We start from the raw sequence: 24,407 nt of genomic DNA, 5'->3' as shown, positions 1-24,407 counted from the left end.
CCGCGTGGCTTTTAAAATAGTCCCTGAAAATCAAACGGCCCTCCTCGCGTTCGCAGGGAGGGCCAATTTGATTTTTATTCAGCCGCTTCTTCCGCCTCTTCGGTATGATCGGAGAGGAAGCCGCCGGACTGGCGGTTCCAGAGGTCGGCGTAGATGCCGCCATTTTCGATCAGTTCGGCATGCGTGCCGGCCTCGATGATCCGCCCCTTGTCGAGCACGATCAGCCGATCCATCTCCGTCAGCGTCGACAGCCGGTGGGCAATCGCGATCACCGTCTTGCCCTCCATCAGGGCGAAGAGGTTTTCCTGGATCGCCGCCTCGACTTCCGAATCGAGCGCCGAGGTTGCCTCGTCGAGCACCAGGATCGGCGCGTCCTTCAGGAAGACGCGGGCGATCGCGACGCGCTGCCGCTGGCCTCCTGAGAGCTTCACGCCGCGTTCGCCCACCTGCGCGTCGAGCCCTTGGCGGCCCTGCATGTCGACGAGGCCCTCGACGAACTCCCAGGCATTCGCACGCTTGGCAGCCTCGATAATCTCAGCATCAGAAGCGTCGGGGCGGCCATAGGCGATGTTGTCGCGGATCGAGCGATGCAGCAGCGAAGTATCCTGTGTCACCACGCCGATCAGCGAGCGCAGACTCTCCTGCGAGACGCCTGATATATCCTGCCCGTCGATGGTGATGCGGCCGCCCTCCAGATCGTAGAAGCGCAGCAGCAGGTTCATCAGCGTCGTCTTGCCGGCGCCGGAGCGCCCGACGAGACCGACCTTCTCGCCCGCCTTGATGTCGAGCGACAGGCTGTCGATGACACCCTTGCTTTTGCCGTAGTGGAAGCGGATGCGGTCGTAGTGGATCGCGCCCTTCTTCGCCGTCATCGAGGGCGCGCCCGGCTTGTCGACGATGTCGTGCTGTTTGCTCATCATCTCCATGCCGTCATAGACGGTGCCGATATTCTCAAACAGCGCCGAGACTTCCCACATAATCCATTGCGACATGCCGTTGACGCGCATGGCAAGGCCGATGGCGATGGCGATGGCGCCGACCGAGATCGCGCCGTTCAGCCAGAACCAGATCGACATGCTGGAGACGACGAAGAGCGCAATGCAGTTGTTCAGGTAGACGCTGATGTGGAAGAGCGTCACCTTGCGCATCTGCTTGTGCACGGTCTGCAGAAACTCGTCCATGCCCTCTTTGGCATAGACCTCCTCGCGGCCGGCATGCGAAAACAGCTTGACGGTTGCGATGTTGGTGTAGCTGTCGACCACGCGCCCCGTCATCATCGAGCGTGCATCCGCCTGCGCCGCCGCGATCTTGCGAAGCCGCGGCACGAAATAGGCGACGATGCCGATATAGATGGCGAGCCAGACGAGGATCGGGATCATCAGCCGCCAATCGGCCGCCGCAATCACGATGATCATCGTCAGGAAATAGCTGACGACATAGACGAAGACGTCGAGGATCTTCATCACCGTTTCGCGCACGGCAAGCGAGGTCTGCATCACCTTGGTCGCGACACGCCCGGCAAACTCATTGGCGAAGAATGTCATGCTGTGGCGCAGCAGGAAGCGATGCATCTGCCAACGGGCGCTCATCGGATAATTTCCGAGCAGCATCTGGTGCATGATGAGGGAATCGAGCCCAGCCGCCAGTGGTAAGCCAACCAGCACCAGCGCCGCCATCCAGAAAAGCTTGTGGCCCTCCGTCTGCAGGAAGGTGGCTCGGTCGGCATTGGTCAGCCAGTCGACGATATCGCCGAGAAACTGGAAGAGCGCCACTTCGCCGACGGCGATTGAGGCCGTCAGCATCGCCATCAGGCCGAGCCAGGGTGCTGCCGGCTTGCTGTAATGCCAGCAAAAGGCGAAAAGACCCTTCGGCGGAGCGACTGGCTCCTCGCTCGGAAAGGGATTGAGTCGCTGTTCGAACCAGCCAAACATGAAATTGCTCCAAAACGTCAGCGTTTCGGCTCCCGGCTTCGCGCCATCCCGGTGCTACGCAAGCACATATGGGAACCGAACGTTCAAGGGGCGAGGCTGAAACAGCCGCACAATGGATCAAAAAGGGGGATTCAGTAGGAAAGGCGCACTAGCGGCGCCGTGTCGCCTTAATCGGCATCACGCCGGGAAAGCGCATATCGAGCAAAATATTCATGACGGCCCTCCCTGCTGGCGACTGAAAGATGTGCATGGATAACGCGAAAATCGCTAAATTTCCAGCCCTATAATGGCGTAAATAGAACGTTTCTCGGCCAAAACGCGCCCTGTTGCGGCGAAACGGCAGTTGCTTTAGGTCTCACGCGTCTTAACGAAATAAGCGGCGTGTGATGACCGACCTCAGATTGGCACTCTATCAGCCGGATATCCCCGGCAATACCGGCACGATCCTGCGTCTTGCTGCCTGCCTCGGCTTTGCGGTCGATCTGATCGAACCGGCCGGCTTCGACGTTTCGGATCGAAACCTGAAACGATCCGGCATGGATTATATCGCCGCCGCCGCGCTGACCCGCCATGTCAACTGGGAGCGCTTCGTGGCGTGGCGTGCCACGACCGGCCGCCGTCTGATCCTCGCCTCGACCAAGGCGGCCGATCGCTACACCGATCTGGTCTTCCGCTCGGATGACATCCTGCTTTTCGGTCGCGAAAGCGCCGGCGTGCCGGATCATGTGCATGAAACCGCCGATGCCCGCATCCTGATCCCGATGGTCGAGGGCCATCGTTCGATCAACGTCGCCGTCTCCGCCGCGATGATCGTCGGCGAAGCGATGCGCCAGACGGTCTGGGTTTGATCGATATCGACTTCGAAGCAACCACCGATCCGCTCCAGAACATGTCGCAAAACGACGTTGCGAATCCGCCAAATCGGTCTATATTTATTAGCCGGGCAAACAAAAATATCGCATAGCCTCCGTTATTTCAACAGCTTGGGAGGTTTCACCCAGGCCAGCGCCTCTGCACACAGATGAAAGAAGAATAAAAGCAAGAAAATGGATTCCACAGTCATCATGATCAACCTGTTCGGCGCCGTGGCCTTGCTGCTATTCGGCCTTGCGCAGGTGAAGGACGGCGTGTCCAGGGCATTCGGCGCACGCCTCAGGACAGGGTTGGCGACCGGCACGCGCGGCGGTTTCCGTTCCTTTCTGTCCGGTCTCGTCGCGACCATCGCGCTACAGAGCTCCACGGCGACGGCGCTGATGACCGCATCCTTCGTCGAGCGTGATCTGATCAAGCCGCGCATGGCGCAAATCGTCCTGCTCGGCGCCAATGTCGGCACTGCGATCACCGCCTGGATCGTCGCCACCGGCATCGAATGGCTCTCTCCCCTCTTGATCCTCTTCGGCATCGTGCTTTACCGCGGGCGTTCCAGCGCCCGCCAGGGCGGCGGCGCAGCGCTGATCGGCATCGGGCTGATGCTGCTGTCGCTGCATCTTCTCGGCCTCGCGACAGAACCGATGCGCGCCTCCCCCGCTCTCGCCGCCTTTATCGGCCTGCTGGATGGCGCGCTGCCCGTGGCGCTGCTCTTCTCGGCAGCCCTCGCCTTCCTATCCTCATCGAGCCTGGCCGTAGTGGTGCTTATCCTCTCGCTCGCCTCGGCGGGCCTGGTTTCGGCCGAACTCGTCATCGTGCTTGTGCTCGGCGCCAACCTCGGCGGTGCGATCCCGCCCGTCATCGCAACATTATCCGGTCCGGTTTCGGCGCGGCGCGTCACCCTCGGCAATCTCGCGGTGCGCACGCTAGGATGCTTTATCGCCCTGCCGCTGGCGGGCTATGGCGCCGAATTCATCCGGATGCTGCCCTTTGGCCCGGCGAAGCTGCCGGTCGACGCGCATCTTGCCTTCAATCTTCTGCTCGCCGCCCTGGCCTGGCCTTTTTCCCGACCGCTCGCCACCTTGATGGCCCGGCTGGTGCCGGATCAGCCGGAACCTGACAACGCCCCGAAATATCTCGATGCGCAGGAGCTTTCGACACCCGTCATTGCCCTGACCAGCGCCACCCGCGAAGTGCTGGGCGTCGGCGACCTCATCGAGCGCATGCTCGTCAGGGTCTCCGAAGCCTTCGAGCAGAATGATGCCGGCAAACTTGCCGAAATCCCAGCTCTCGAAGAGCGCGTCGACCGGCTGCAGCAGGCGGTGAAGATCTATCTCTCGAAGCTCGGCCGCGAGGGGCTCAGCGATGAAAACGCTCGCCGCTCGATTGTCGTCATCGACTACGCGATCAATCTCGAACATATGGGCGACATCATCGAGAAAGGCTTGCGGGAGGAGGTGGCGAAGAAGATCTCGCTCGGCCTGAAATTTTCCGACGACGGCCATCAGGAACTGCGCAAGCTGTTCGATCTGACGATCGACAATCTGCGCGTCGCCCAGACGATCTTCGTCACCCGCGATTTCAATCTCGCGCGGCAGATGATGGAGATAAAGGTTGAGGTGCGCCGGATGGAAAAGCAATCGGCCGAGCGCCATCTCGAACGCCTGCGCGACGGCCGCGCCGACAGCCTGCAGACGAGTTCGCTGCATCTCGATATGCTGCGCGACCTGAAGCGCATCAACGCCCATATCGTCTCGGTGGCGCATCCGATCATGGATGAGAGCGGCCTGCTGATCGAAAGCCGCGTGCGGACTGCTGTAGAGTGATGGTCAGTCGGCCGATGGCAGGCGGCGCATAGTGAATTCGATCTGATCGCCGTCGAGCTGACGCCAGCTCTCCACTTCTGTCCAGTAGGCGGCTTTCGGATATTCGTCGAACCATTCGCGCGCCTTGGCGCGTGCGTCGAGGAGGCCGAGGCAATATGTCTCACGCACGAAATGGTCTTTCCTGCGGGAGGACGTTTCCGCCCGATGTCTCGCTATCCTGCGCTTCAGGCCGTCAAAGGACGGAGGCCCTGGAACTTTTTTCATCAAACCTACCTCTTCGGAAAAGGTAATATCGAAATCTGGGATTTGCGAGTCGAATCTTGGAAGCGCTTGGGAGTGCGCCTTGGCTTGGCGACATGCGGCGCCACCTGCTAAACGGGGCGGGCAATCGAGAATGAGCGAGTCGCTTCCTATGGAGATGCCGACCGCCGGAGGCGTGACATGGAAAGACCGGAACTGCCGATCGGCCTGCCTGACGATATCGAAGTGAAGAAGGCCGCCGCCCGCAGCTGGTTCGAAGGACTGCGCGACACGATTTGCGCCTCCTTTGAGGCCCTCGAAGACGAACTGGAAGGCCCGCTCTCCGATCAGGAGCCCGGCCGCTTCGCCGCCAAGGACTGGTCGCGCGAAAACGGCGGCGGTGGTCGCATGTCGATGATGGAAGGCCGGGTCTTCGAGAAGGTCGGCGTCCACACCTCCACCGTCCATGGCGAGTTTTCCCCGGACTTCCGGGCGCAGATACCCGGCGCCAAGAACGATCCCCGTTTCTGGGCCTCGGGCATTTCGCTGATCGCCCATCCCGTGAACCCCAACGTCCCGGCCGTGCACATGAACACCCGTATGGTGGTGACCACCAGCCGCTGGTTCGGCGGTGGCGCCGACCTGACGCCGGTGCTGTCGCGCCGCCGCACCCAGGAGGACGAGGACAGCCAACTCTTTCACAAGGCGATGGAGATCGCTTGCCGCAATCATGCCGTCGCCGACTACGATGCCTACAAAGCCTGGTGCGACGAATATTTCTTCCTGAAACATCGCAACGAGGCCCGCGGCATCGGCGGCGTCTTCTATGACTGGCTGCATTCGGGCGAGGATGCCGGCGGCTGGGACGCCGACTTCGCCTTCACCCGCGATGTCGGCCGGGCCTTCGCCATGGTCTATCCGAAGATCGTCCGCTCCAACTTCAATAAGCAGTGGACGGAGGCGGACCGCGACGAACAATTGATCCGCCGGGGCCGCTACGTCGAATTCAATCTGCTGTATGATCGCGGCACGATCTTCGGCCTGAAGACCGGCGGCAACGTTGAATCCATACTCTCATCGCTGCCTCCCGTCGTCCGCTGGCCATGAGACTGTAATAACTCGTCGATAAATTCGAGTTGATTGACCTTCACGAAAATTAAGCGCGTCCTAACTTAATATGTATGTGCGTAACAATCGGAGGAGGATTGTCATGACGATACAAAGTGGTTCGCCTGCGTCCACGGATGTCCAGGAAACATCCCGCGCAATCGACACATCCGAGTTTCTGACGCGCATCGCCGAGAAGCTGCGGGCCAAGAGCGGCTCGGATCTGCCGCTGTCCTGCTTCATCGAGCAGGTCAAGCTGCAACTGGCCGGCGGCAAGTCGCCGGAACAGCTGCAGAACGAAGCCGCGGCCGCCAACAGCAACATGCCCGGCCAACTATCGGATACCTACAAAGCCTGGGCGATGCCCGACTGACACGGCCTTTACCGGCCGGCATGTCGATGCCGGCCGGAACCTTCCCTCCCCCCGCACATTCATAAATCGCGTCAGATCGCGATCGTCTTTGTGTTTTAAACAGAGGAGAAGACCATGCGACTTTTCGAATGCGGCACTCTCGTCCCGGGCTGCGCCTGGCATACGCGGGCCGATAGCGACGCCGAGGTGGTCCGCCGCGCCGTCGAGCACCTGAAAAACGCTCACGGGGAAACCACGATCCGCGAGAACATGGTGGATAATATCAAGGCTCGCATCCGAGACGAGGTCAATGCAGCCTAATTATTGCACCCGTTCCTGCAGCCGGGCGAGCAGCGCCGCCCGGTCGGAAACGAAATTTTCCTCCACCCACTGGTTTTCCAGGCCGGCGAGCAACTCGCCAACACGCGGGCCGGACGCGATTCCCGCAGAAATCACGTCGCCGCCGTTCAGCGGAAATTGCGGCTTCTTCCAGTTCGCGGCCTGATCCAGCAGCTTGGTGAGCCGCGCCGATCGTGCCATTTCGTCGAAATCCCCTTCAGCCTTCCCACGCGCAACGCCGAGCGCCAGCTTCAGCCGAGACAAGATACCGTCGGCGCCGTTGCGGTAAAGCAACCGTTCGAAGGCCGCCGACGACATGTCGTCGTTAACAGGTGCCGCCATTGCCCAGGCCCTGAGAGTGGCCGCCTCCGCATTCGAGAGCTTGAGCCGGGCTGCCAGCCCCTCCAGCCGCACCGCATCGGGCGGCACGATCGCCGCAAGGCGCAGCAACGGATCCGGCGTCCAGCCGAGCGCCTTTTCGGTGGCGACCAGCGAGGGAATCGCATCGATCCCCCATTTTTCCGATTCCGGCAGGATTTCCGTCAGCACCGCCACCTGCCGCATCCAGAGCAGTGCCCGGCCGGGATCGGAAGCACTCAGCAATTTCCGCAGTTCCGACCAGACTCGCTCCGCCGACAGCGTCTTCAGCTTCGAACGCGCCGCCGAACACGCCTTCAGCCCCTCGGCATCTGGCCGTCCGGAGCCGTAATAGGCAAAGAAGCGGAAGAAGCGCAGGATGCGCAGATGATCTTCGGCAATACGCTTTGCCGCATCGCCGATGAAACGGATGTTGCGCCTTTCAATGTCGCCAAGCCCGCCGACCAGATCCACCACCTCACCCTCGGCATCGGCATAAAGCGCATTGATCGTCAGATCCCGCCGTTCGGCATCTGCCTTCCAATCGGTGCTGAAGGCGACCTTGGCACGGCGCCCATCGGTCTCGACGTCGGTGCGAAGCGTCGTCACCTCGAAAGGCTTGCCGTCGATGACGAGCGTCACCGTGCCGTGCTGCAAGCCGGTCGGCACCGCCTTGATACCGGCGACTTCTGCCCGGTCCATCACCGTCTCCGGTCTGAGTGTCGTGGCGATGTCGATATCGCTGACCGGCAGGTCCATCAGGCTGTTGCGCACGGCGCCGCCGACCACCCGCCCCTCGCCGCCATCGGTATTGAGAAGCGCCAGAATCCGGCCGAGCGCCGGGTCGCGGAACCATGCTTGGTCGGCAAGGCCGGTCATGCATAAAGCCTTTCATAAAGCGTGCGGACGATGCCGGCGGTAATGCCCCAGATCATTCGGGTTTCATAGGGCATGCGGTAGAAATGCCGGTCGATGCCGTCGATAACACGCCTGTCGCGGGCATGATTGGCAGGGTTCATCAGGAAGGAAAGCGGCACCTCGAACACGTCGGCCACCTCGGCCGGGTTCAGCGTCAGCGCGAAGCCCGGCGAGACCACGCCAAGCACCGGCGTGATGCGAAAGCCGGTCGAGGCAAGGTAATTCGGCAGCCGTCCGACGGTCTCGACGAAGGAACCGGAGAGACCGATCTCCTCCTCCGTCTCGCGGATCGCCGCCATCTCAGGCGAGATATCGGCGGGATCGATCGAGCCGCCGGGAAAGGCGATCTGCCCGGAATGTTTGCGCAGCGTCGCCGTGCGCTTGGTGAAGATCACATGCGCTTCCTCGCCGTCGTCGACGACGGGCACGAGCACGGCGGCGTCGCGCAGCTTGAAGGTCGCGACCTCCTCTACGATATCGGGATTGAGGATATGGTCGCCATGATCGCGCCAGGCATGATCGACCGGCCCGCCGTTCTGGTTGAGCGCCCGGCGGCGGAATTCGGCTGCTGAGAACAGCGGGTAACGGTGGGTGATCGCATCATTCATCGGCAAAGAGCATCCAGTTGATCGGCCGGCATGACCGGGAAAACCTCGCCGGCGGAGCGGATCGCAAACATCGCCTGCCCCTCCAGGTCGAGAATCTCGCCGAGCGCGACCAGTTCATACATCACCGCACGCGACACCAGCGCCTCCAGCCGCCCGCGCACATGCAGATAGGGTTTCAATTCGGCGTTGCCGTCCGCAATGGCAAAGCGCAGCCGATGCTCTCCTCCCGCCTCCACGACATCGCCGACATTGGTACGGAAGGTCAGCAGCTGTTGGCCCTGCCTCTCCGTCACGCTCATCTCCACGGCGATGAACGCAGCATCGACGACCCTGATCCCGACCTTTTCCACAGGAGTTACGAGATAGGTCTTCTCGTCGTCATCTTTCCGCAAAACTGTCGAAAACAGCCGCACCAACGCGGGCCGGCCGATCGGTGTGCCCATGTAGAACCAGGTGCCGTCGGCTCTGATCTCCATATCGATATCGCCGCAGAACGGCGGATTCCACCGCTCGACCGGCGGTAACCCGCGTTTTTTTCCGCCGCTTTCGTCAGACGCGCGCGAAATCATGGCAGCAAGTCCTGCCGCATCCGCCTGTCCGCTGATTTCCTCGGCTGCCATTCTTCCGTCCCGGTTTGTCCTTAACGAAGTAAAGTCACGAGATAGTCATTCGCAACGAACTTGTCAGCCCGTCGCATCTCCATAACTCTATCGAGTATGAGGCAGATGTATAAGTCCGCCGATTCGCTGCCGAATGATTTCAGCCGTTGGAGATGCCCGTGGGTATGATGAAGACCGAAGCCAGCCTCGATGAAAAGGCGATCGTCGCCGCTGCCGAAAAGGCGCTCTCCGATATCGCCGCCATCCGCGGAGAAGTCTCGAAGGTGATCTTCGGTCAGGAAAGCGTCGTCGAGAACACCATTCTCGCCGTCCTCTCCGGTGGCCATGCCCTCCTCGTCGGTGTCCCCGGCCTTGCCAAGACCAGACTGGTGACGACGCTCGGCGAAGTCCTCGGCCTTGCCGCCAATCGCATCCAGTTCACGCCGGACCTGATGCCGTCCGATATTCTCGGCTCCGAGGTGATGGATCAGGACGACAGTGGACGCCGCTCTTTCCGCTTCGTCAAGGGCCCCGTCTTCGCTCAGCTGCTGATGGCCGATGAGATCAACCGCGCCTCGCCGCGCACCCAGTCGGCGCTTCTGCAGGCGATGCAGGAATATCACATCACCATCGCCGGCCAGCGTTATGACCTGCCGGCCCCCTTCCATGTGCTCGCCACCCAGAACCCGCTCGAGCAGGAAGGCACCTATCCCCTGCCCGAAGCCCAGCTCGATCGTTTCCTGCTGCAGGTCGACGTCAACTATCCCGAACTCGCCGCCGAACGCCAGATCCTGCTCGAGACAACGGGCTTGGGCGAAAGCCGGCCGGCAGCCGTCATCGACGCGCAGCGGCTGATCGAGATTCAGGCCCTGGTGCGGCAGATGCCGGTGAGCGACACCGTCGTCGATGCCATCCTGGCGCTGGTGCGTTCCGCCCGCCCAGGCCAGGGCAATGCCGCAACCGACAAGAACGTCGCCTGGGGTCCGGGCCCTCGCGCCGGCCAGGCGATGATGCTCTGCGCGCGTGCCCGGGCGCTCTACGAAGGCCGCCTGGCGCCCTCGCTCGATGATATTTTTGCGCTCGCCGAACCCATTCTCCAGCACCGCATGGCGCTGACTTTCGCTGCTCGCGCCGAAGGCATGTCGGTGCGCGACGTCATCGCCGGACTGGTCAAGCAGGCAAAGGGATAAGGAAGCCGGACGCGTGGCATCTATCGGACAGATCGTCAACCCGACGTCAGGCAGCGATGCCCTTTCCCGCGCCAGGCAGCGGGCCGCCCTGGTACCGGACTGCCTGGTGGAAGCCAAGCGCATCGCCAACACGGTGATCGCCGGCTGGCATGGCCGCCGCAAGCGTGGCATCGGCGAGAATTTCTGGCAGTTCCGCCCCTATGCCGAGGGCGAAAGCCTGTCGCGCATCGATTGGCGCCGCTCCGCCCGCGACGACCATACCTATGTGCGCGAGCGGGAATGGGAGGCGGCCCATACGATCTGGCTCTGGTGCGACATGTCGCCCTCGATGATGTACAAGTCGAGCTATGGCAGCGTCTCCAAGGAAAGCCGCGCGCTGGTCGTCATGCTGGCGCTGGCCGAAATTCTCGCCCGCTCCGGCGAGCGCATCGGCTGCCCCGGCATCATGGAACCCGCCTCCGCCCGCAACGCCGCTGAGCGCCTTGCAGCCGCGCTGATGCACACGCCGCTAACCGGTGGCCTGCCGGAAACGGCGATGATCCGCGGCTGGAGCGACCTCGTCCTAATCGGCGATTTCCTCGACGACGCCCCGGCGATCATGGAACGCCTCGGCCCACTTGCCCGCCGTGGCCTGCGCGGCCACGTGGTCGAGATAGCAGATCCCGCCGAAGAGATATTCCCCTATAGCGGCCGCACCGAATTCACCGATCCGGAGAGCGGCGCCAAGCTGATCGCCGGCCGCGCCGAACACATCCGCGAGGCCTATCGCAACGCCTATCTCGCCCGAAGGGACAGCCTCGGCCAGTCGCTGCGTCATCTCGGCTGGACCTTTGCGACGCACCGCACCGATCATCTCGCCTCGGAGGCGCTAGTCGCGGTGCACATGTACCTCTCCGGCATGCCGGCCAAGGCAACGCATGGAGGGCAGCTGTGAACGCCCTTCCCTTCGCTTTCGCCTTTCCCGCCATCCTCGGCGCCCTCATCGCCCTGCCGGTCATCTGGTGGCTGCTGCGGCTGACGCCGCCGCGCCCGAAGACCGAGGTCTTCCCGCCCCTAAAAATCCTCGCCTCCGTCTTGAAACGCGAGGAGACGCCGGCGCAAAGCCCGTGGTGGCTGACGCTGCTGCGCATGCTGCTCGCCGCCATCGTCATTCTTGCGATCGCCGATCCGGTCTTCAATCCGCGCACCAGTTCGCTCGCATCCGGCGGCCCGCTCGTCCTCTTCGTCGACAACAGCTGGGCGGCCGCACCCGACTGGGAGCGACGCATCCAGACGGCCGACGCGTTGATAGACGACGCCGAATCCGCCGGCACGCCTGTGTCGATCACCTTCACCGCCGATCCGACCAACAACGCCGTTCCAGGCACCGCCGCGAGCGCCCGCGACAAGCTGCGCGCCGCCGAGCCGCGACCGCTGGTGCCGGACCGTGAGCGCGCCTTCCAGCGCTGCGCGCCGCGCTGAACGGCCTCAAGCCCGGCACCCTCGCCTTCCTGACCGACGGCGCCGCCGCCAAAGCCGACGACGCGACGGTGCGCAGGCTCGCTGAACTCCAGCCCGCCGATCTCCGCTTGATCGAGGGCGATGCCGCTCGCACGGTCGCGATCACCGCGGCCAACAATGCCGCTGACGCCATGACCGTCAAAGTCACGCGGCTCAACGCTTCGCGTGCCGCATCCGTGACGCTGAACGCCGTCGATAGCCAGGGGCGCTCGATCGCAAACGGCAGGGTGGATTTCAGCCCCGGCCAAAGCGTCGCGACGAGCTCGATCACCGCCCCTTTTGAAATGCGCAATGATTTCGCCCGCGTCAGTGTCGATAACGGCGCGACGGCCGGCGCCGTCCACCTTCTCGACGACGCGTTCAAGCGCCGCCGTGTCGTGTTGCTGTCGGGTGAAGGAGGTGATGAGTTCCAGCCGCTGCTCTCGCCGCTCTATTATATCCAGCGGGCGCTGCAGCCTTATGCGGATCTGATCCAGCCCAGCGATTCCGATCTTTCGGTCGCCATACCGAAACTTCTCGCCAGCAATCCCTCGATCATCATCATGGCCGACATCGGCCGTCTGCCGGAGGAGACCTACGAACCGCTGACACGCTGGATATCGAATGGCGGCATGCTGCTGCGTTTCGCCGGTCCGCGTATGGCCGCAGCCCCTGCGGACGATCCGCTGATCCCGGTCATCCTGCGCCAGGGAGAACGAGCGCTCGGCGGCACATTGTCCTGGAGCGAACCGCAGTCGCTCGCCGAATTTCCGAACTTGGGGCCTTTCGCCGGCATTGCGCGTCCCGCCGATGTGGTCGTCAAGCGGCAGGTGCTTGCCGAACCGACGCCCGATCTTGCCGAACGCACCTGGGCGAGCCTGGCTGACGGCACGCCGCTGGTGACGATGAAACAACTCGCATCCGGCCAGATCGTCCTGTTTCATGTCACGGCGGAAGCGACCTGGTCCGATCTGCCGATCTCAGGCACGTTCGTCGACATGCTGCGCCACCTCCTGCAGATATCGCGTTCGGGCGGCGTAACGTCGGAGGCCCGCGGCAATGCGCGTGTCTCCGAAACCCTGCCGCCATTCCGGATACTGACGGCCAAGGGCACACTCGTCTCCGAGACGGGTTCGGCGCGGCCCCTCATTCCGCAGGCGGGAGCCGAACCGACGGCGAATTTCGACAACCCGCCCGGGCTCTATGGTTCGGAAGATGGTTTCACCTCGCTCAACGTACTGCCGGAGAATGCCGAACTGATGCCGCTCGACACAACGGGGACCAATGCCGTGCGCGAAGGCCTAATCGGCGGCGAAAGCTGGTCAGCAAAGCCCGCTCTTTTCCTCGTAGCTTTTCTGCTGCTTCTGGCCGACAGCCTGATCGTCCTCTTCATGAATGGCGCGTTCTCGCGCTCGCGCCCCGCTGTCCGCACCGCCGCGATGATCGCCATTGCGCTCAGTGCCGGCTTTCTGATGCAACCCGGTACGCTTCACGCCGACGACTCTAAGCCCGGTGACGACCTCATCCTTCAGAGGCTTGATAATACGCACCTTGCCTATGTCGTCACCGGTGAACAGGATGTCGACGATATATCCGAGCGCGGCCTCGAGGGCCTCACCCAATTCCTGACCTTCCGCACGACGCTGGAACCGGCGCCGCCGGTGGGCATCGACCTCACCAAAGACGAGCTCGCCTTCTACCCGATCATCTACTGGCCGGTTTCGGCGACGGCGCCGATGCCGTCTTCGGCTGCGATCAGCCGCATCGACGCCTATATGCGCAACGGCGGCACCGTGCTTTTCGATACGCGCGATCAGATCAGCGCATTGGACAATGGCGGCAATGTCAGCGCCAACGGCGAGAGGCTGCAGCAAATCCTCGGCAATCTCGACATTCCGCCGCTGGAACCTGTGCCATCCGATCACGTGCTCACGAAATCTTTCTATCTTCTGTCGAGCTTTCCCGGTCGTTACACGGGCAGTCCCCTGTGGATCGAGGCCCGGCAGGGCAGCCGCGAAGCGACCGAAAAATCGGCGGCGACGGCCGACGGTGTGTCACCGATCCTGATCACCGGCAATGATTTCGCCGGCGCTTGGGCAGTCGACAACAACGGCGTACCAATGCTGCCGACCGTGCCGTCCGATGAAGCGCAGCGCGAATATGCCTACCGTGCCGGCGTCAATATCATGATGTACATGCTGACCGGCAACTACAAGACCGACCAGGTCCATGTTCCCGACCTTCTCGAACGGTTAGGACAGTGAGATGACCTTCGACTTTTCGCCCTTCCTGCCTTGGCCGGTTCTGGCCGCACTGGCCACCGTCAGCGTCATCATCGCCGCCTTCGCGATCTGGCGCGGCATTCGCGGCGCCTGGATCAGAACGCTGGCGGCGCTCGCCATGCTGACCGCGCTTGCCAATCCGGTGCTGCTGCAGGAGGACCGGGATCAGCTGTCGACGATCGTCCCGGTTCTCGTCGACCGAAGCCAGAGCCAGCAGACGCCCGATCGCATCAAGATGACCGACGATGCGCTGGCCGCCCTGAAGGGACAGGTCGCCCGCTTCCCCCAGATCGAGCCTCGTTTCGTCGATGTCGAAGGCGACGTCAATTCCGACGTGCCGTCGACGCGCCTGTTCGACGCGCTGTCAGCCAACATCGCCGATGTCCCGCCTGCCCGTATCGGCGGCGCCATCATGCTGACCGACGGCGAAGTTCATGATGTTCCGGCCGCCAACCAGGCGCTCGGTTTCGACGCGCCGATCCATGGCCTCATCACTGGCAAGGCCAACGAATTCGATCGCCGCATCGAAGTCATCAAGGGGCCGCGCTTCGGCATCGTAAACGAGGAGCAGCAGGTCGTTCTGCGCGTCTTCGACGACGGCCCGAGCCCCGGCGGCACCGCCAATGTCACGGTGAAACTGAACGGTGACGAGATTGCTACTTTGCAGGCGACACCTGGCCAGGATACGCCCTTCTCCTTCAAGGTGCCGGCCGGCGGCAGCAACGTGCTGGAATTCTCCGTCGCAGCACTCCCCGGCGAGGTCACCACCGCCAACAATCGCGCCGTTCATGTCATCGACGGCATCCGTCAGAATCTTCGCGTCCTTCTCGTCTCCGGCGAGCCGCATGCCGGCGAGCGCGCCTGGCGCAACCTGCTGAAATCCGATGCCTCCGTCGATCTCGTTCACTTCACCATCCTGCGCCCGCCGGAAAAACAGGACGGCACGCCGATCAACGAGCTGTCGCTGATCGCCTTCCCGACGCGCGAACTCTTCGTCGACAAGATCAAGGATTTCGACCTCATCATCTTCGATCGCTACCAGCATCGCGGCGTGCTGCCGCTGCTCTATTACGATTACATCTCGCAATATGTCGAAAACGGCGGCGCGCTGCTGATCGCCGCCGGGCCTGAGCATGCTGGCCCCGATTCGATTGCAATAACGCCGCTTTCCACGGTCCTGCCGGCAACGCCCACCGGCGAGATGATCGAGAAGGCCTTCTATCCTCGCCTTTCCGAGGAAGGCCGCAAGCATCCCGTCACACGCGGCCTCGACGGTTCGGCTGAGGAACCGCCGCATTGGGGACGCTGGTTCCGCAGCGTCGACGTCGACCGGCCGCAGGGCGAGACAATCATGCTCGGCGCCGACAACCACCCGCTGCTGGTGCTGAACCGCGCCGGCCAGGGCCGTGTCGCCATGCTGCTTTCCGACCAGGGCTGGCTCTGGGCGCGCGGTTTCGAAGGCGGCGGCCCGAATGTCTCGCTCTACCGCCGCATCGCCCATTGGCTGATGAAGGAGCCGGCGCTCGAGGAAGAAGCGCTGACGGCGCGCGCCTCTGGCAGGACACTTGAAGTCACGCGCCAGACGATCGGCGACAATCCCGGCAACGCCACGGTGCGTTATCCATCCGGCAAAACCGAAACCCTGCCGCTCATCCAATCCGAACCCGGGCTCTACAAGGCCGAAAAGCGGATGGACGAGATCGGCCTATTCGAAATCCGCAACGGCAAACTGTCGACGCTGGTCCATATCGGCGCCGTCGACGCACCGGAATTCAAGGCGATGATCTCGACGACGGATGTGCTGAAGCCTGTCGCCGACAGAAGCAAGGGTCTCGTCACCCGCGTCGCCAACGCAAACGGCAGGATCAACGTGCCGCCGATCCTGCCTGTGCGCGGCCAGGTCCGCGTCGCCGACAACGATCGCATGATGATCCGCATGACCAGCGAGACGGTCTTGAAGGGCATCAACACGCTGCCGCTCTTTGCCGGTTTTGCCGGCGTCGGCATCCTGCTGCTTGCCTTCGGAACCATGTGGTGGCGCGAGGGGCGGTAATCTGATGCGGGAATTCGAGTTGACCGCCTCCCCCTCGCCGGAGGAATTGGCGGCGATCACCGATGCGCTCTCCGCCTTCAACAACAGCGATGTCGGCCCCTCGGATCGTCGGCCGCTTGCCGTTCTCATCCGCGATACCGACGGCAAGGTGACCGGCGGTCTTTCGGGCTATACCGCCTGGGGCTGGCTCTTTACCCAGATGCTCTACATTCCCGACACGTTGCGCGGCAGCGGTCTCGCCGGCAGAATCCTGGCAAGAGCGGAAGAAGAGGCCAAGGCCCGGGGCTGCCACGGCGCCTGGATCGACACCTTCAGCCCGCAGGCTCTGCATGTCTACATCAATCAGGGTTATGAGGTTTTCGGGGAGCTTGAGGATTTCCCGGAAGGCCGCACACGCAGCTTCCTCCGGAAGAATCTTTAATCATCCCTGCCACGCGATCGTGCCGGTCAGCCGTTCGTGCACGCCCTCGGCAATTGGTACGACGAGGACGCGGCCGGGATCGACGGGGCCTGGAAAGGCAAGCGCGTTATAGGCGACTTTCTCGAAGCCGAGTGGGCCGTAATAGGGCGGATCGCCGACCAGGATGACGGCTTCCGAGCCTTTGCGTCTAGCCGCCTCCACCGCAATCCGCACCAGTTCGCGACCGATGCCCTGGTTCTTGTGGGAAGGACGCACGGCGAGCGGGCCGAGCAGATGACCCTTCACGCTGCCGGCCAACACCGGCGTCATCCGCACGGAAGCGATCGTCTCGCCATTATCGGTGCAGATGAAGGAGAGCGACAGGTCATGCGGCCCCTGCTCGCGGATGCGCGCAGCCGCCCGCGTGAAGCGACCGGGACCGAAGGCTTCTTCGTTGATGTGTTCGATGGCGGCGTCATGAGACGCGTCTTCTGTAAGGTAGACGAGATCGTGCTTGTACATGATGACAGAAACCGGCTGGACAAATTGATGGTTCTCGAACACGCCTTGGGCGTTCGGGAGCATCAGCGTCGTCGCGGGTTTCTGGAAATGAACATCAGGCAAGGATCCTAAAATCGTGAAAAGGCGGATAGCAGGAAAAATTTCCGCAGTCCAACGCAAAATGCAAGGGACGGCACTCGAAACTATGCAGTGCTCGAACGGCGTGACACACTGTTCAACCTTTACCGCCTGCAAAGCCCCGCTATCTCAGCTAAGTCAGGCCCCGACACGCAACCAAAGGAAATGAAGATCATGGGAATGCTGGTGGACGGCGTCTGGCATGATGTCTGGTACGACACGAAGGAGAGCAAGGGCCAGTTCAAGCGGCAGCCCTCGCAGTTCCGCAACTGGGTGACGTCGGACGGTCAAGCCGGCCCATCCGGCAGCGGCGGCTTCAAGGCCGAAGCCGGGCGATATCATCTCTATGTCTCACTTGCCTGCCCCTGGGCGCATCGTACGCTGATCTTCCGCAAGCTGAAGAAGCTGGAGGATCTGATCTCGGTCTCGGTCGTCGACCCGCTGATGCTCGATAACGGCTGGGAGTTCAAAGTCGGCGACGGCGCCACCGGAGACCAGCTTTACGGTTCAGCCACGCTCTGGCAGATCTATGCGAAGGCCGATCCGCATTACTCCGGCCGCGTCACCGTTCCCGTCCTTTGGGACAAAAAGACCGGCACGATCGTCAGCAACGAATCCGCCGAGATCATCCGCATGTTCAACAGCGCCTTCGACGGGCTGACCGGCGCGAGGACCGATTTTTATCCCGAGGATCTCCGCGCCGAAATCGATGCGCTAAACGCCACCCTCTACGACACCGTCAACAACGGCGTCTACAAGGCGGGCTTCGCCACCACCCAGGAAGCCTATGAGGAAAATGTCGGCAAGCTGTTCGAAACCCTCGATAGGCTCGACGAACGCTTGGGCAAGGGCCGCTATCTCTTCGGCAACCGTCAGACCGAAGCCGACTGGCGCCTGTTCACGACGCTGGTGCGCTTCGACCCCGTCTATGTCGGCCATTTCAAATGCAACATCCGACGGATCGCCGATTACCGCAACCTGCCCGGTTACTTGAGAGATCTCTACCAGACGGCGGGCATTGCCGAGACGGTGAACCTGACGCACATCAAGCACCACTATTACCGCAGCCACAAGACGATCAATCCGACCGGCATCGTCCCCGTCGGCCCGGCGCTCGATCTCGACAGCCCGCACGGTCGCGCTACAGCGCCGCGCGTCTTTTTAGACGCGCAAAGGACGCTGTAAAACTTTAAATTGCTGCATAATTTACTCTTAAATCGATTCCGATTTAAGAAATTATGCAGCGGCTTGCCGCGGCTTGAGACTTGCCTCTCACCAGCGGTGATCGGGCTCCTGCTCGCCCCGAAGCTCGGCGAGGCGGCGATGCGTCGCCTCGGTCGTGCCCTCGGGCAGGCTGTCGAGCGAGAAGAAGCCGCTGTCGGAAATCTCCCAGTCGGGCGGGCGCGGCGCCGTCTGCTCGACGCTCGCCCGGTAGAACACCACATGGTCGCGACAGGTGGTCGTGGTGTTGAAATAGACCTGGACCAACTGCGGTTTGCCGATGATCCTGAGGTTGCCCTCCTCGCGCAATTCCTTGGCGAGCGCTTCTTCGACCGTCTCGTTGCGCTCCAGCCCGCCGCCTGGCATATGCCAGCCGCCGACATAGCTGTGGCGCACCAGGAAAATTCGCCCCTCCGCATCGAAGCAGGCAGCCCTGACGCCCATCGTCATGCCGCGGGCGAAGGAGAAATAGACATGCAGAAGGCGCAGGGCCGTCCTGATGTGTAGGGGCCGCTTTTCTTTATCCACCATCGTTCCGTTTCAGACCTTCATCGCGCCGGATGTGTTTGATTTGTCAATAAGCTGGTCTATGTCTCGTAGCATGTTCAAGCTCGCGCATATTTCCGACGTCCACCTTGGGCCGTTGCCCCGTCTTTCCATCCAGGAGTTGTTTTCAAAACGTATAACGGGCTTTGTGAACTGGCATCGAAACCGACGCAAGCACCTTTTCGGCAGCACGCTGGATCTGCTGCTCGACGACATCCGCGCCCATCAGGCCGATCATCTGGCCGTCACCGGCGACCTTGTCAATCTGGCGAGCGGCATTGAGATCCGCGCCGCCGCCGCCTGGCTGCGCGAACTCGGCGACCCCGCCGACACCTCGGTCGTTCCCGGCAATCACGACGCCTATGTGCCCGGCGCCTACGAGAAGTCGATGCGCGCCTGGTACGATTATGTCCGCGGCGATCTCTCCCCGCCGCAATGGCAGGAGGATCGCCACATCTTCCCTTATCTGCGCATCCGCGACAAAGTCGCGATTGTCGGCTGCTCGACCGCGGTCGCCACGCCGCCCTTTGCAGCCTCCGGCTTCTTCGGCGCGCGCCAGGCCCGCGACACCGTCAATATGCTGCGCGCAGCCGGCGAAGCCGGTCTCTTCCGGGTCGTCATGATCCATCATCCGCCGATCCGCGGCGCCACCACCTTCTATAAGCGCATGATCGGCATTCGCCGCTTCGCCGCGGTGATTTCGACCGGCGGCGCCGAACTCGTGCTGCACGGCCACACCCACCTGAACACGCTGCATTGGCTGCGTGGCCAGGTGCAGCCGGTGCCCGTCGTCGGCATCGCTTCGGCTTCGCAGGGACCGGGCAGCATCAAGCCGCCCGCTGCCTACAACCTCTTCTTCATCGACGGTTCTCCCGGCGCCTGGGAACTCAGCGGCGAGCGTTTCAGCATCAACAGATCAGGCGACGCAGTAATGCGGGAAAGCGCTGATATTTTCGTACGTTAGCATCGGTTCCGGACTCCTTTCCTCTAGCACTTGAACCGATCTGAGAGGAGGTCAGGCGATCGTCGCAACAATTGCTGTCGAGGCTGCTTACCCCACTTGGTATTTTTGGCGGTAAGCGTACAATCCGGCCCAACCGCATCGCCTCAGAACGGAGCCCGCCGATGACTTCTTCTTTCCGTCACCTGTCCAGACTTTCGCTCGCCGCCGGCTTTGCCTTCGGCATCGCCACGGCCGCTTTTGCGGTCGGCGGCGGTAATGATGACACCAATCCGCCGCCGAAGACCGAGACGACGAAGACCTGCACCGGAGGCAAGGTCTGGGACAAGGCCAAGAAGGAATGCGTCAATCCGAAGAAGAGCAGCTTCAACGACGACGATCTCTTTAAATTCGCACGGGAATTTGCCTATGCGGACCAATATGAGAACGCCATCACCGTGCTCAATCTCGCCCGCAATCAGAACGACCCGCGCATCCTGAATTATCTCGGCTACGCCAACCGCAAGGCCGGCCGCATGGAGCTCGGCATGTCCTACTACCGCAAGGCGCTGCAGGCGGATGAGAACTATATCCTCGCCCGCTCCTACATGGGCATGGCGCTGGTAGAACAGGGAGATATCCAGGGAGCCCGCGTCCAGCTCGTCGAAATCCGCGATCGCGGCGGCGAAGGCACATGGGCCTATCGCGCTCTGCTGCAAAGCTTGAATGGCTACAAGACATATTGACGCAAGTTTTGTGGCCCATAATACGAAAATCCCTTGAGAAAAGGGGATGAAGACAGCCGGATGCTTGCGAAGTGCAGGAGACTTGCTTCATAAAGCACATGCAGCGTCGGCGTCGATAAGGCCGGCTTCGCGCCCGAGGGCAAACCCTTCGTCCGCGAAACCATCGTGAATGCTTCTTGGATAGACAATGCGTCAACCCGCAACGACCATCGATCTCCGGCGTGATCTCGTCGGCCTTCTGCCCCGCCTTCGCCGCTTCGCGATCACGCTCGCGGGTGAGGCTGCCATGGCCGACGAACTCGTCCAGGCCGTCTGTCAGCGCGCCATCGCCAAGGGCCATCAATGGAGCGGAGAAGGCCGGCTGGAAAGCTGGATCTACACGCTTGCCCGCCAGCAATGGACCGAAGATAGCCGCAAGCGCAAGCCGAAGGCCTCCGTCCGCGGCAACGTCACCGATATCAGAGAGGCCGCCCGCGAACGCTCGGCTGCGGTCGATCCCGACGCAATCCATCGCATGATCGCGGAGATGCCGGACGGCATCTGCAGCATGTTCCTGCTTGTCGATGTCGAAGGCCACAGCTACCAGCAGGCGGCCGACATCATGGGCGTTCCGGTGGCAAATGTCGTTTCGCAGATCGCAACCGCCAGGCTGCATTTTGCCGGGCTTGCCGGCTCCCACCCGATCCACAGGTACTGAATTGCCCGATCTCAGGAAATTGCCGCTCGAAGCCCAACTCACCGCTCTGCTCGATGGCGAGGTCTCGCCCGAACAGCGCCACGAGCTGGAGCAGCGCCTGGCAGAGGACGAGAAAGCGCGGCGGCTGCACGAGAAACTTCGACACGGCGCCGATTTCGGCCGCCGCCGCCTCGACGACATCCTGAAGGAGCCGGTGCCGCTTGCCCTCGTCCGCTCGATCAAGAGCACGCAGCCGCCGAAGACGCCGATCGCCCAGCGCGCCACGCGTCCGCCGGTGAAGCTGGCGCCGAGCGGCCCGCAGGCGCTGGCCGCCGCGCTTATTCTCTTCGCCGTCGGTTGCGGCATCGGCTATTTCGTCGGCATCAGCCCGGATGCCGATGAAATCGCCACCACGACCTCCGCCACGGCGCCTGCCAATACCAACGACTGGCTGGGCGACGTCACCGCCTATCAGCGTTTGCTGATCCGCCAGCCGCGGCATCTCGTCGAAGTGCCCGCCTCGCAGGCCGAGGAAATCTCCAGCTGGCTGACGACCGCGATCGGCGTGCCTTTCCGCGTGCCCGATCTCAGTGGCGAGTCCTGGACCTTCCAGGGCGCACGCGTCATCCTCGGCGACAGCCGCCCTGTCGGCCAGCTCGTCTATTCCAACGCCGACGGCGACGTCATCTCCATCTGCTTCCGCAAGGATGCGCAGCCACCGGAGACCGACGACTTCAAGGAAACCATCAAGGACGAGATCGGTCTCGTGACATGGCACAATGCCGGCACGTCCTACGTGCTTGCCGGCCCCTCCGCCGAAGCGACGCTAGGCCAGCTCGCCATGAAGATCGCTACGGCGATCTGACGGCAGAGCATGGTTCCCTGCTCTGCTTTATCGATTTAAGGCACAAGCACGACCTTGCCCACCGCTCTGCGTTCCTCGATGGCGCGATGTAACCCCGCCGCTTGATGCATCGGAAAGCGGCCGCCGTCGATGACCTTGAGCCCAGATGGAGGAACACGGGCTGGTCGCCCGCCGAGTATTCGCCGAAGTACCAGCCCGCGTCGAATACAGCGCGACTGAACTTGGCCTTGATCTCGAACCGGTGTTGCTGGCGCTTTGCCAATGGGGTCAGCGCCACGCCGAGGCGAGGAACGAAGCCGGCGAGATCGCCGACTGCATCGTTAGGCCGCGCGGCACCGACGCGATCGCGGCCTGGACCCTATCTGATCAGACTCTACCAGCCTTAACGTCGAGCACGCGGTTGGCGGCCGAGACGATCGCTTCCAGCGATGCAGCGACGATGTTGGTATTGACGCCGGCGCCAAAGAGCTTGCCGCCGGGATAGGAGGTCTCGACATAGGAGATCGCCGCTGCGTTCGAGCCGTGCTGCAGCGAATGCTCGGAATAATCCTCGACCGACATCTCGATGCCGAGATAGTGCGACAGTGCGTTGATGAAGCCGTCGATCGGACCGTTGCCGCGGCCTTCGATGCGCTTGATCTCACCATTGTCTGATATCTCGGCCGCAACGATCCGCTGACCCTTGCGCTCGGTGTCGGGATAGGTGTGGTGATCGACAAACCTCAGGCGTGCATCGGGCTGCGTCACATAGCGCTCGATGAAACGATCGTAGATCCGCCTCGAAGGAAGCTCCTTGCCCTCGACGTCGGTGATGCGCTGGATATCCTCGCGGAACTCGACCTGCAGGTTGCGCGGCAGGTTCAGCCCGTAATCCTGCTGCAGGATATAGGCGATGCCGCCCTTGCCGGACTGCGAGTTGATGCGGATGATCGCCTCGTAGGAACGGCCGACGTCGCGCGGGTCGATCGGCAGGTAAGGGACTTCCCACACCGGGTGATTGGCGACCTGCGCCGCCTTCATGCCCTTGTTGATCGCATCCTGATGTGAACCCGAGAAGGCCGTATAGACCAGCTCGCCAACGTAAGGGTGACGCTCGGAAATCGCCATCTGGTTGGAATATTCGAACACTTCCTTGATACGCTCGATGTTCGAGCAGTCGATCTCGGGATCGACCCCTTGCGTGAACATGTTCAGCGCCATCGTCACCATGTCGACATTGCCGGTGCGCTCGCCATTGCCGAACAGCGTGCCTTCGACGCGGTCGGCGCCTGCCAGCAAGGCCAGTTCGGCAGCGGCGATGCCGGTGCCGCGATCGTTATGCGGATGCAGCGAAATGATCAGGTTCTCGCGGTTGTCGAGATTGCGGCACATCCACTCGATCTGGTCGGCATAGACGTTCGGCGTCGCCATCTCGACGGTGGACGGCAGGTTGATGATCAGCTTGTTGTCGGGCGTCGGCTTGACGACCTCGATGACGCCGTTGCAGATTTCCAGCGCCACTTCGAGCTCCGTGCCGGTAAAGCTCTCGGGCGAATATTCGAAGCGGTAGCCGCCGCCGGCTTTGACGGCCATGTCGGTAATCATCTTGGCGGCATCGACGGCGATCTGCTTGATGCCCTGCACATCCTTGGCGAAGACGACGCGGCGCTGCAGCTCACTGGTCGAGTTGTAGAAGTGCACGATCGGCCTGTTTGCGCCTTCCAGCGCTTCGAAGGTGCGTGTGATCAGCTCAGGCCGGCACTGCACCAGCACCTGCAGGGAGACGTCGGCGGGCACATTGCCCTCCTCCACGCACCAGCGGGCGAAATCGAAATCCGTCTGTGAAGCCGAGGGAAAGCCGATCTCGATTTCCTTGAAGCCCATCTCCAGCAGCAGCTGGAACATGCGCGCCTTGCGGTCGTGGCCCATCGGGTCGACCAGGGCCTGGTTGCCGTCGCGCAGGTCGACCGAGCACCAGACCGGCGCCTTGGTGATGATCTTTGTTGGCCAAGTGCGGTCTGGAATGTTTACCTGCGGATAGGGCCGGTATTTCACCGCGGCGTCGGGCATGCCCTTTGCAGGGCTCGTCGCGCTTTTGGAGGATTGCGTTTTCGCGTCCATGGTATCGTCTCCTCGTCCCGGCATTTGCCCCGCTCTTAGCCGATCACATCAGGCTTGGCGATAAACAAATGCGGACCTTTGTCGGTCGTTAGGTCAATTTTGAAAATGAGTCGCGAGGAGCGATGG

General features: G+C 62.3%; 22 protein-coding genes and 2 pseudogenes. 16 read left to right on the top strand and 8 right to left on the bottom strand.

Going from position 1 to position 24,407, the window contains the following annotated elements:
- Positions 1 to 74: 74 nt before the first annotated feature.
- Positions 75 to 1,931 carry an ABC transporter ATP-binding protein gene (locus FFM81_RS05940; protein ID WP_003565530.1) on the bottom strand — a complete coding sequence of 619 codons (1,857 nt, stop codon included), beginning with the start codon at positions 1,929 to 1,931 and terminating at the stop codon, positions 75 to 77.
- A gap of 386 nt (positions 1,932 to 2,317) precedes the next feature.
- Between FFM81_RS05940 and FFM81_RS05935 the strand changes: the two genes are divergently transcribed.
- Both FFM81_RS05935 and FFM81_RS05930 read left to right on the top strand, forming a co-directional pair.
- On the top strand, positions 2,318 to 2,779 hold the full coding sequence (locus FFM81_RS05935) for a tRNA (cytidine(34)-2'-O)-methyltransferase (protein WP_003565532.1): 462 nt from the start codon (positions 2,318 to 2,320) through the stop codon (positions 2,777 to 2,779).
- A 198-nt stretch (positions 2,780 to 2,977) separates the two neighbouring features.
- Positions 2,978 to 4,624, top strand: a complete 1,647-nt coding sequence (locus FFM81_RS05930; RefSeq protein WP_003565534.1) for a Na/Pi cotransporter family protein — start codon at positions 2,978 to 2,980, stop codon at positions 4,622 to 4,624.
- 3 nt (positions 4,625 to 4,627) lie between these two features.
- Here FFM81_RS05930 and FFM81_RS05925 read toward each other — a convergent pair whose 3' ends face one another.
- Positions 4,628 to 4,888, bottom strand: coding sequence for a hypothetical protein (locus tag FFM81_RS05925; protein ID WP_003565536.1), 261 nt, complete (start codon positions 4,886 to 4,888; stop codon positions 4,628 to 4,630).
- A gap of 177 nt (positions 4,889 to 5,065) precedes the next feature.
- On the opposite strand from FFM81_RS05925, the gene hemF reads away from it, so the two are divergent.
- The 3 genes from hemF to FFM81_RS05910 all read left to right on the top strand — a co-directional run bounded on the left by hemF (position 5,066) and on the right by FFM81_RS05910 (position 6,644).
- Positions 5,066 to 5,971 carry an oxygen-dependent coproporphyrinogen oxidase gene (hemF, locus tag FFM81_RS05920; RefSeq protein WP_138384961.1) on the top strand — a complete coding sequence of 302 codons (906 nt, stop codon included), beginning with the start codon at positions 5,066 to 5,068 and terminating at the stop codon, positions 5,969 to 5,971.
- A gap of 103 nt (positions 5,972 to 6,074) precedes the next feature.
- Positions 6,075 to 6,344 (top strand): hypothetical protein, encoded by a 270-nt coding sequence (locus FFM81_RS05915; RefSeq protein WP_003565540.1) that lies wholly within the window; start codon positions 6,075 to 6,077, stop codon positions 6,342 to 6,344.
- A gap of 114 nt (positions 6,345 to 6,458) precedes the next feature.
- Positions 6,459 to 6,644 carry a DUF1059 domain-containing protein gene (locus tag FFM81_RS05910; protein WP_003565542.1) on the top strand — a complete coding sequence of 62 codons (186 nt, stop codon included), beginning with the start codon at positions 6,459 to 6,461 and terminating at the stop codon, positions 6,642 to 6,644.
- Here the strand turns inward: FFM81_RS05910 and FFM81_RS05905 are convergent, their stop codons facing one another.
- From FFM81_RS05905 to FFM81_RS05895, 3 genes are read right to left on the bottom strand one after another with little or no spacing between them, the layout of a single operon-like run.
- A complete protein-coding gene (locus FFM81_RS05905) occupies positions 6,645 to 7,898 on the bottom strand; it encodes a CCA tRNA nucleotidyltransferase (protein ID WP_003565544.1) in 1,254 nt (417 codons plus the stop codon).
- Entirely contained in the window at positions 7,895 to 8,545 is a 651-nt protein-coding gene (locus tag FFM81_RS05900) for a CoA pyrophosphatase (protein ID WP_003565546.1), read from the bottom strand. Before FFM81_RS05900 ends, FFM81_RS05905 begins: the two co-directional genes overlap by 4 nt.
- On the bottom strand, positions 8,542 to 9,165 hold the full coding sequence (locus FFM81_RS05895; RefSeq protein ID WP_003565548.1) for a DUF1285 domain-containing protein: 624 nt from the start codon (positions 9,163 to 9,165) through the stop codon (positions 8,542 to 8,544). Before FFM81_RS05895 ends, FFM81_RS05900 begins: the two co-directional genes overlap by 4 nt.
- A 158-nt stretch (positions 9,166 to 9,323) precedes the next feature.
- Here FFM81_RS05895 and FFM81_RS05890 point away from each other — a divergent pair, with 158 nt between their 5' ends.
- From FFM81_RS05890 to FFM81_RS05870, 5 genes and pseudogenes are all read left to right on the top strand, one after another.
- Entirely contained in the window at positions 9,324 to 10,334 is a 1,011-nt protein-coding gene (locus FFM81_RS05890; RefSeq protein ID WP_025416748.1) for an AAA family ATPase, read from the top strand.
- Positions 10,335 to 10,347: 13 nt separating this feature from the next.
- The gene (locus tag FFM81_RS05885) at positions 10,348 to 11,268 is read left to right on the top strand and encodes a DUF58 domain-containing protein (protein WP_003565552.1); all 921 of its coding nucleotides are present in this window, start codon (positions 10,348 to 10,350) and stop codon (positions 11,266 to 11,268) included.
- Positions 11,265 to 14,077, top strand: a pseudogene (locus FFM81_RS05880) (DUF4159 domain-containing protein). The gene FFM81_RS05885 and the pseudogene FFM81_RS05880 overlap by 4 nt, the downstream one beginning before the upstream one ends.
- 1 nt (position 14,078) lies before the next feature.
- A complete protein-coding gene (locus FFM81_RS05875; RefSeq protein ID WP_138384960.1) occupies positions 14,079 to 16,148 on the top strand; it encodes a hypothetical protein in 2,070 nt (689 codons plus the stop codon).
- Positions 16,149 to 16,152: 4 nt separating this feature from the next.
- The gene (locus FFM81_RS05870; protein ID WP_003565558.1) at positions 16,153 to 16,569 is read left to right on the top strand and encodes a GNAT family N-acetyltransferase; all 417 of its coding nucleotides are present in this window, start codon (positions 16,153 to 16,155) and stop codon (positions 16,567 to 16,569) included.
- Here FFM81_RS05870 and FFM81_RS05865 read toward each other — a convergent pair whose 3' ends face one another.
- The gene (locus FFM81_RS05865; protein ID WP_003565560.1) at positions 16,570 to 17,133 is read right to left on the bottom strand and encodes a GNAT family N-acetyltransferase; all 564 of its coding nucleotides are present in this window, start codon (positions 17,131 to 17,133) and stop codon (positions 16,570 to 16,572) included.
- Positions 17,134 to 17,361: 228 nt separating this feature from the next.
- Here FFM81_RS05865 and FFM81_RS05860 point away from each other — a divergent pair, with 228 nt between their 5' ends.
- Positions 17,362 to 18,372 (top strand): glutathione S-transferase family protein, encoded by a 1,011-nt coding sequence (locus tag FFM81_RS05860; protein ID WP_003565561.1) that lies wholly within the window; start codon positions 17,362 to 17,364, stop codon positions 18,370 to 18,372.
- Between the two features lie 87 nt (positions 18,373 to 18,459).
- Here FFM81_RS05860 and FFM81_RS05855 read toward each other — a convergent pair whose 3' ends face one another.
- Positions 18,460 to 18,939, bottom strand: a complete 480-nt coding sequence (locus FFM81_RS05855; RefSeq protein ID WP_138384959.1) for an NUDIX domain-containing protein — start codon at positions 18,937 to 18,939, stop codon at positions 18,460 to 18,462.
- Positions 18,940 to 19,009: 70 nt separating this feature from the next.
- Here FFM81_RS05855 and FFM81_RS05850 point away from each other — a divergent pair, with 70 nt between their 5' ends.
- From FFM81_RS05850 to FFM81_RS05830, 5 genes and pseudogenes are all read left to right on the top strand, one after another.
- Complete coding sequence (locus FFM81_RS05850) at positions 19,010 to 19,918, top strand: metallophosphoesterase family protein (RefSeq protein WP_138385015.1); 909 nt, start codon at positions 19,010 to 19,012, stop codon at positions 19,916 to 19,918.
- Positions 19,919 to 20,079: 161 nt separating this feature from the next.
- Positions 20,080 to 20,640, top strand: coding sequence for a tetratricopeptide repeat protein (locus tag FFM81_RS05845; protein WP_025416755.1), 561 nt, complete (start codon positions 20,080 to 20,082; stop codon positions 20,638 to 20,640).
- Between the two features lie 187 nt (positions 20,641 to 20,827).
- A complete protein-coding gene (locus FFM81_RS05840) occupies positions 20,828 to 21,337 on the top strand; it encodes an RNA polymerase sigma factor (RefSeq protein WP_003565566.1) in 510 nt (169 codons plus the stop codon).
- Between the two features lies 1 nt (position 21,338).
- Entirely contained in the window at positions 21,339 to 22,181 is an 843-nt protein-coding gene (locus tag FFM81_RS05835; RefSeq protein ID WP_025416756.1) for an anti-sigma factor family protein, read from the top strand.
- 142 nt (positions 22,182 to 22,323) lie between these two features.
- A pseudogene (locus tag FFM81_RS05830) lies at positions 22,324 to 22,533 on the top strand (winged helix-turn-helix transcriptional regulator); the annotation flags it as partial.
- A gap of 14 nt (positions 22,534 to 22,547) precedes the next feature.
- On the opposite strand, the gene leuA reads toward FFM81_RS05830, so the two are convergent.
- Positions 22,548 to 24,281, bottom strand: a complete 1,734-nt coding sequence (gene leuA / locus FFM81_RS05825) for a 2-isopropylmalate synthase (RefSeq protein WP_003565568.1) — start codon at positions 24,279 to 24,281, stop codon at positions 22,548 to 22,550.
- Positions 24,282 to 24,407 lie beyond the last annotated feature (126 nt).

Origin of the sequence: Rhizobium hidalgonense (genome assembly GCF_005862185.2) — a bacterium.
Classification (GTDB): domain Bacteria; phylum Pseudomonadota; class Alphaproteobacteria; order Rhizobiales; family Rhizobiaceae; genus Rhizobium; species Rhizobium hidalgonense.
This window is presented reverse-complemented; position numbering and strand designations above follow the sequence as displayed.

What these genes read in the sequence shown, in the direction of transcription:
- FFM81_RS05910 (WP_003565542.1), top strand. Translation starts at nt 6,459, where the DNA reads ATGCGACTTTTCGAATGCGGCACTCTCGTCCCGGGCTGCGCCTGGCAT.
- FFM81_RS05925 (WP_003565536.1), bottom strand. Translation starts at nt 4,888, where the DNA reads ATGAAAAAAGTTCCAGGGCCTCCGTCCTTTGACGGCCTGAAGCGCAGG.
- FFM81_RS05840 (WP_003565566.1), top strand. Translation starts at nt 20,828, where the DNA reads ATGCGTCAACCCGCAACGACCATCGATCTCCGGCGTGATCTCGTCGGC.
- FFM81_RS05850 (WP_138385015.1), top strand. Translation starts at nt 19,010, where the DNA reads ATGTTCAAGCTCGCGCATATTTCCGACGTCCACCTTGGGCCGTTGCCC.
- FFM81_RS05855 (WP_138384959.1), bottom strand. Translation starts at nt 18,939, where the DNA reads ATGGTGGATAAAGAAAAGCGGCCCCTACACATCAGGACGGCCCTGCGC.
- FFM81_RS05915 (WP_003565540.1), top strand. Translation starts at nt 6,075, where the DNA reads ATGACGATACAAAGTGGTTCGCCTGCGTCCACGGATGTCCAGGAAACA.
- FFM81_RS05845 (WP_025416755.1), top strand. Translation starts at nt 20,080, where the DNA reads ATGACTTCTTCTTTCCGTCACCTGTCCAGACTTTCGCTCGCCGCCGGC.
- FFM81_RS05895 (WP_003565548.1), bottom strand. Translation starts at nt 9,165, where the DNA reads ATGGCAGCCGAGGAAATCAGCGGACAGGCGGATGCGGCAGGACTTGCT.
- leuA (WP_003565568.1), bottom strand. Translation starts at nt 24,281, where the DNA reads ATGGACGCGAAAACGCAATCCTCCAAAAGCGCGACGAGCCCTGCAAAG.
- FFM81_RS05905 (WP_003565544.1), bottom strand. Translation starts at nt 7,898, where the DNA reads ATGACCGGCCTTGCCGACCAAGCATGGTTCCGCGACCCGGCGCTCGGC.
- FFM81_RS05860 (WP_003565561.1), top strand. Translation starts at nt 17,362, where the DNA reads ATGGGAATGCTGGTGGACGGCGTCTGGCATGATGTCTGGTACGACACG.
- FFM81_RS05900 (WP_003565546.1), bottom strand. Translation starts at nt 8,545, where the DNA reads ATGAATGATGCGATCACCCACCGTTACCCGCTGTTCTCAGCAGCCGAA.
- FFM81_RS05870 (WP_003565558.1), top strand. Translation starts at nt 16,153, where the DNA reads ATGCGGGAATTCGAGTTGACCGCCTCCCCCTCGCCGGAGGAATTGGCG.
- FFM81_RS05875 (WP_138384960.1), top strand. Translation starts at nt 14,079, where the DNA reads ATGACCTTCGACTTTTCGCCCTTCCTGCCTTGGCCGGTTCTGGCCGCA.
- FFM81_RS05935 (WP_003565532.1), top strand. Translation starts at nt 2,318, where the DNA reads ATGACCGACCTCAGATTGGCACTCTATCAGCCGGATATCCCCGGCAAT.
- hemF (WP_138384961.1), top strand. Translation starts at nt 5,066, where the DNA reads ATGGAAAGACCGGAACTGCCGATCGGCCTGCCTGACGATATCGAAGTG.
- FFM81_RS05865 (WP_003565560.1), bottom strand. Translation starts at nt 17,133, where the DNA reads ATGCTCCCGAACGCCCAAGGCGTGTTCGAGAACCATCAATTTGTCCAG.
- FFM81_RS05930 (WP_003565534.1), top strand. Translation starts at nt 2,978, where the DNA reads ATGGATTCCACAGTCATCATGATCAACCTGTTCGGCGCCGTGGCCTTG.
- FFM81_RS05940 (WP_003565530.1), bottom strand. Translation starts at nt 1,931, where the DNA reads ATGTTTGGCTGGTTCGAACAGCGACTCAATCCCTTTCCGAGCGAGGAG.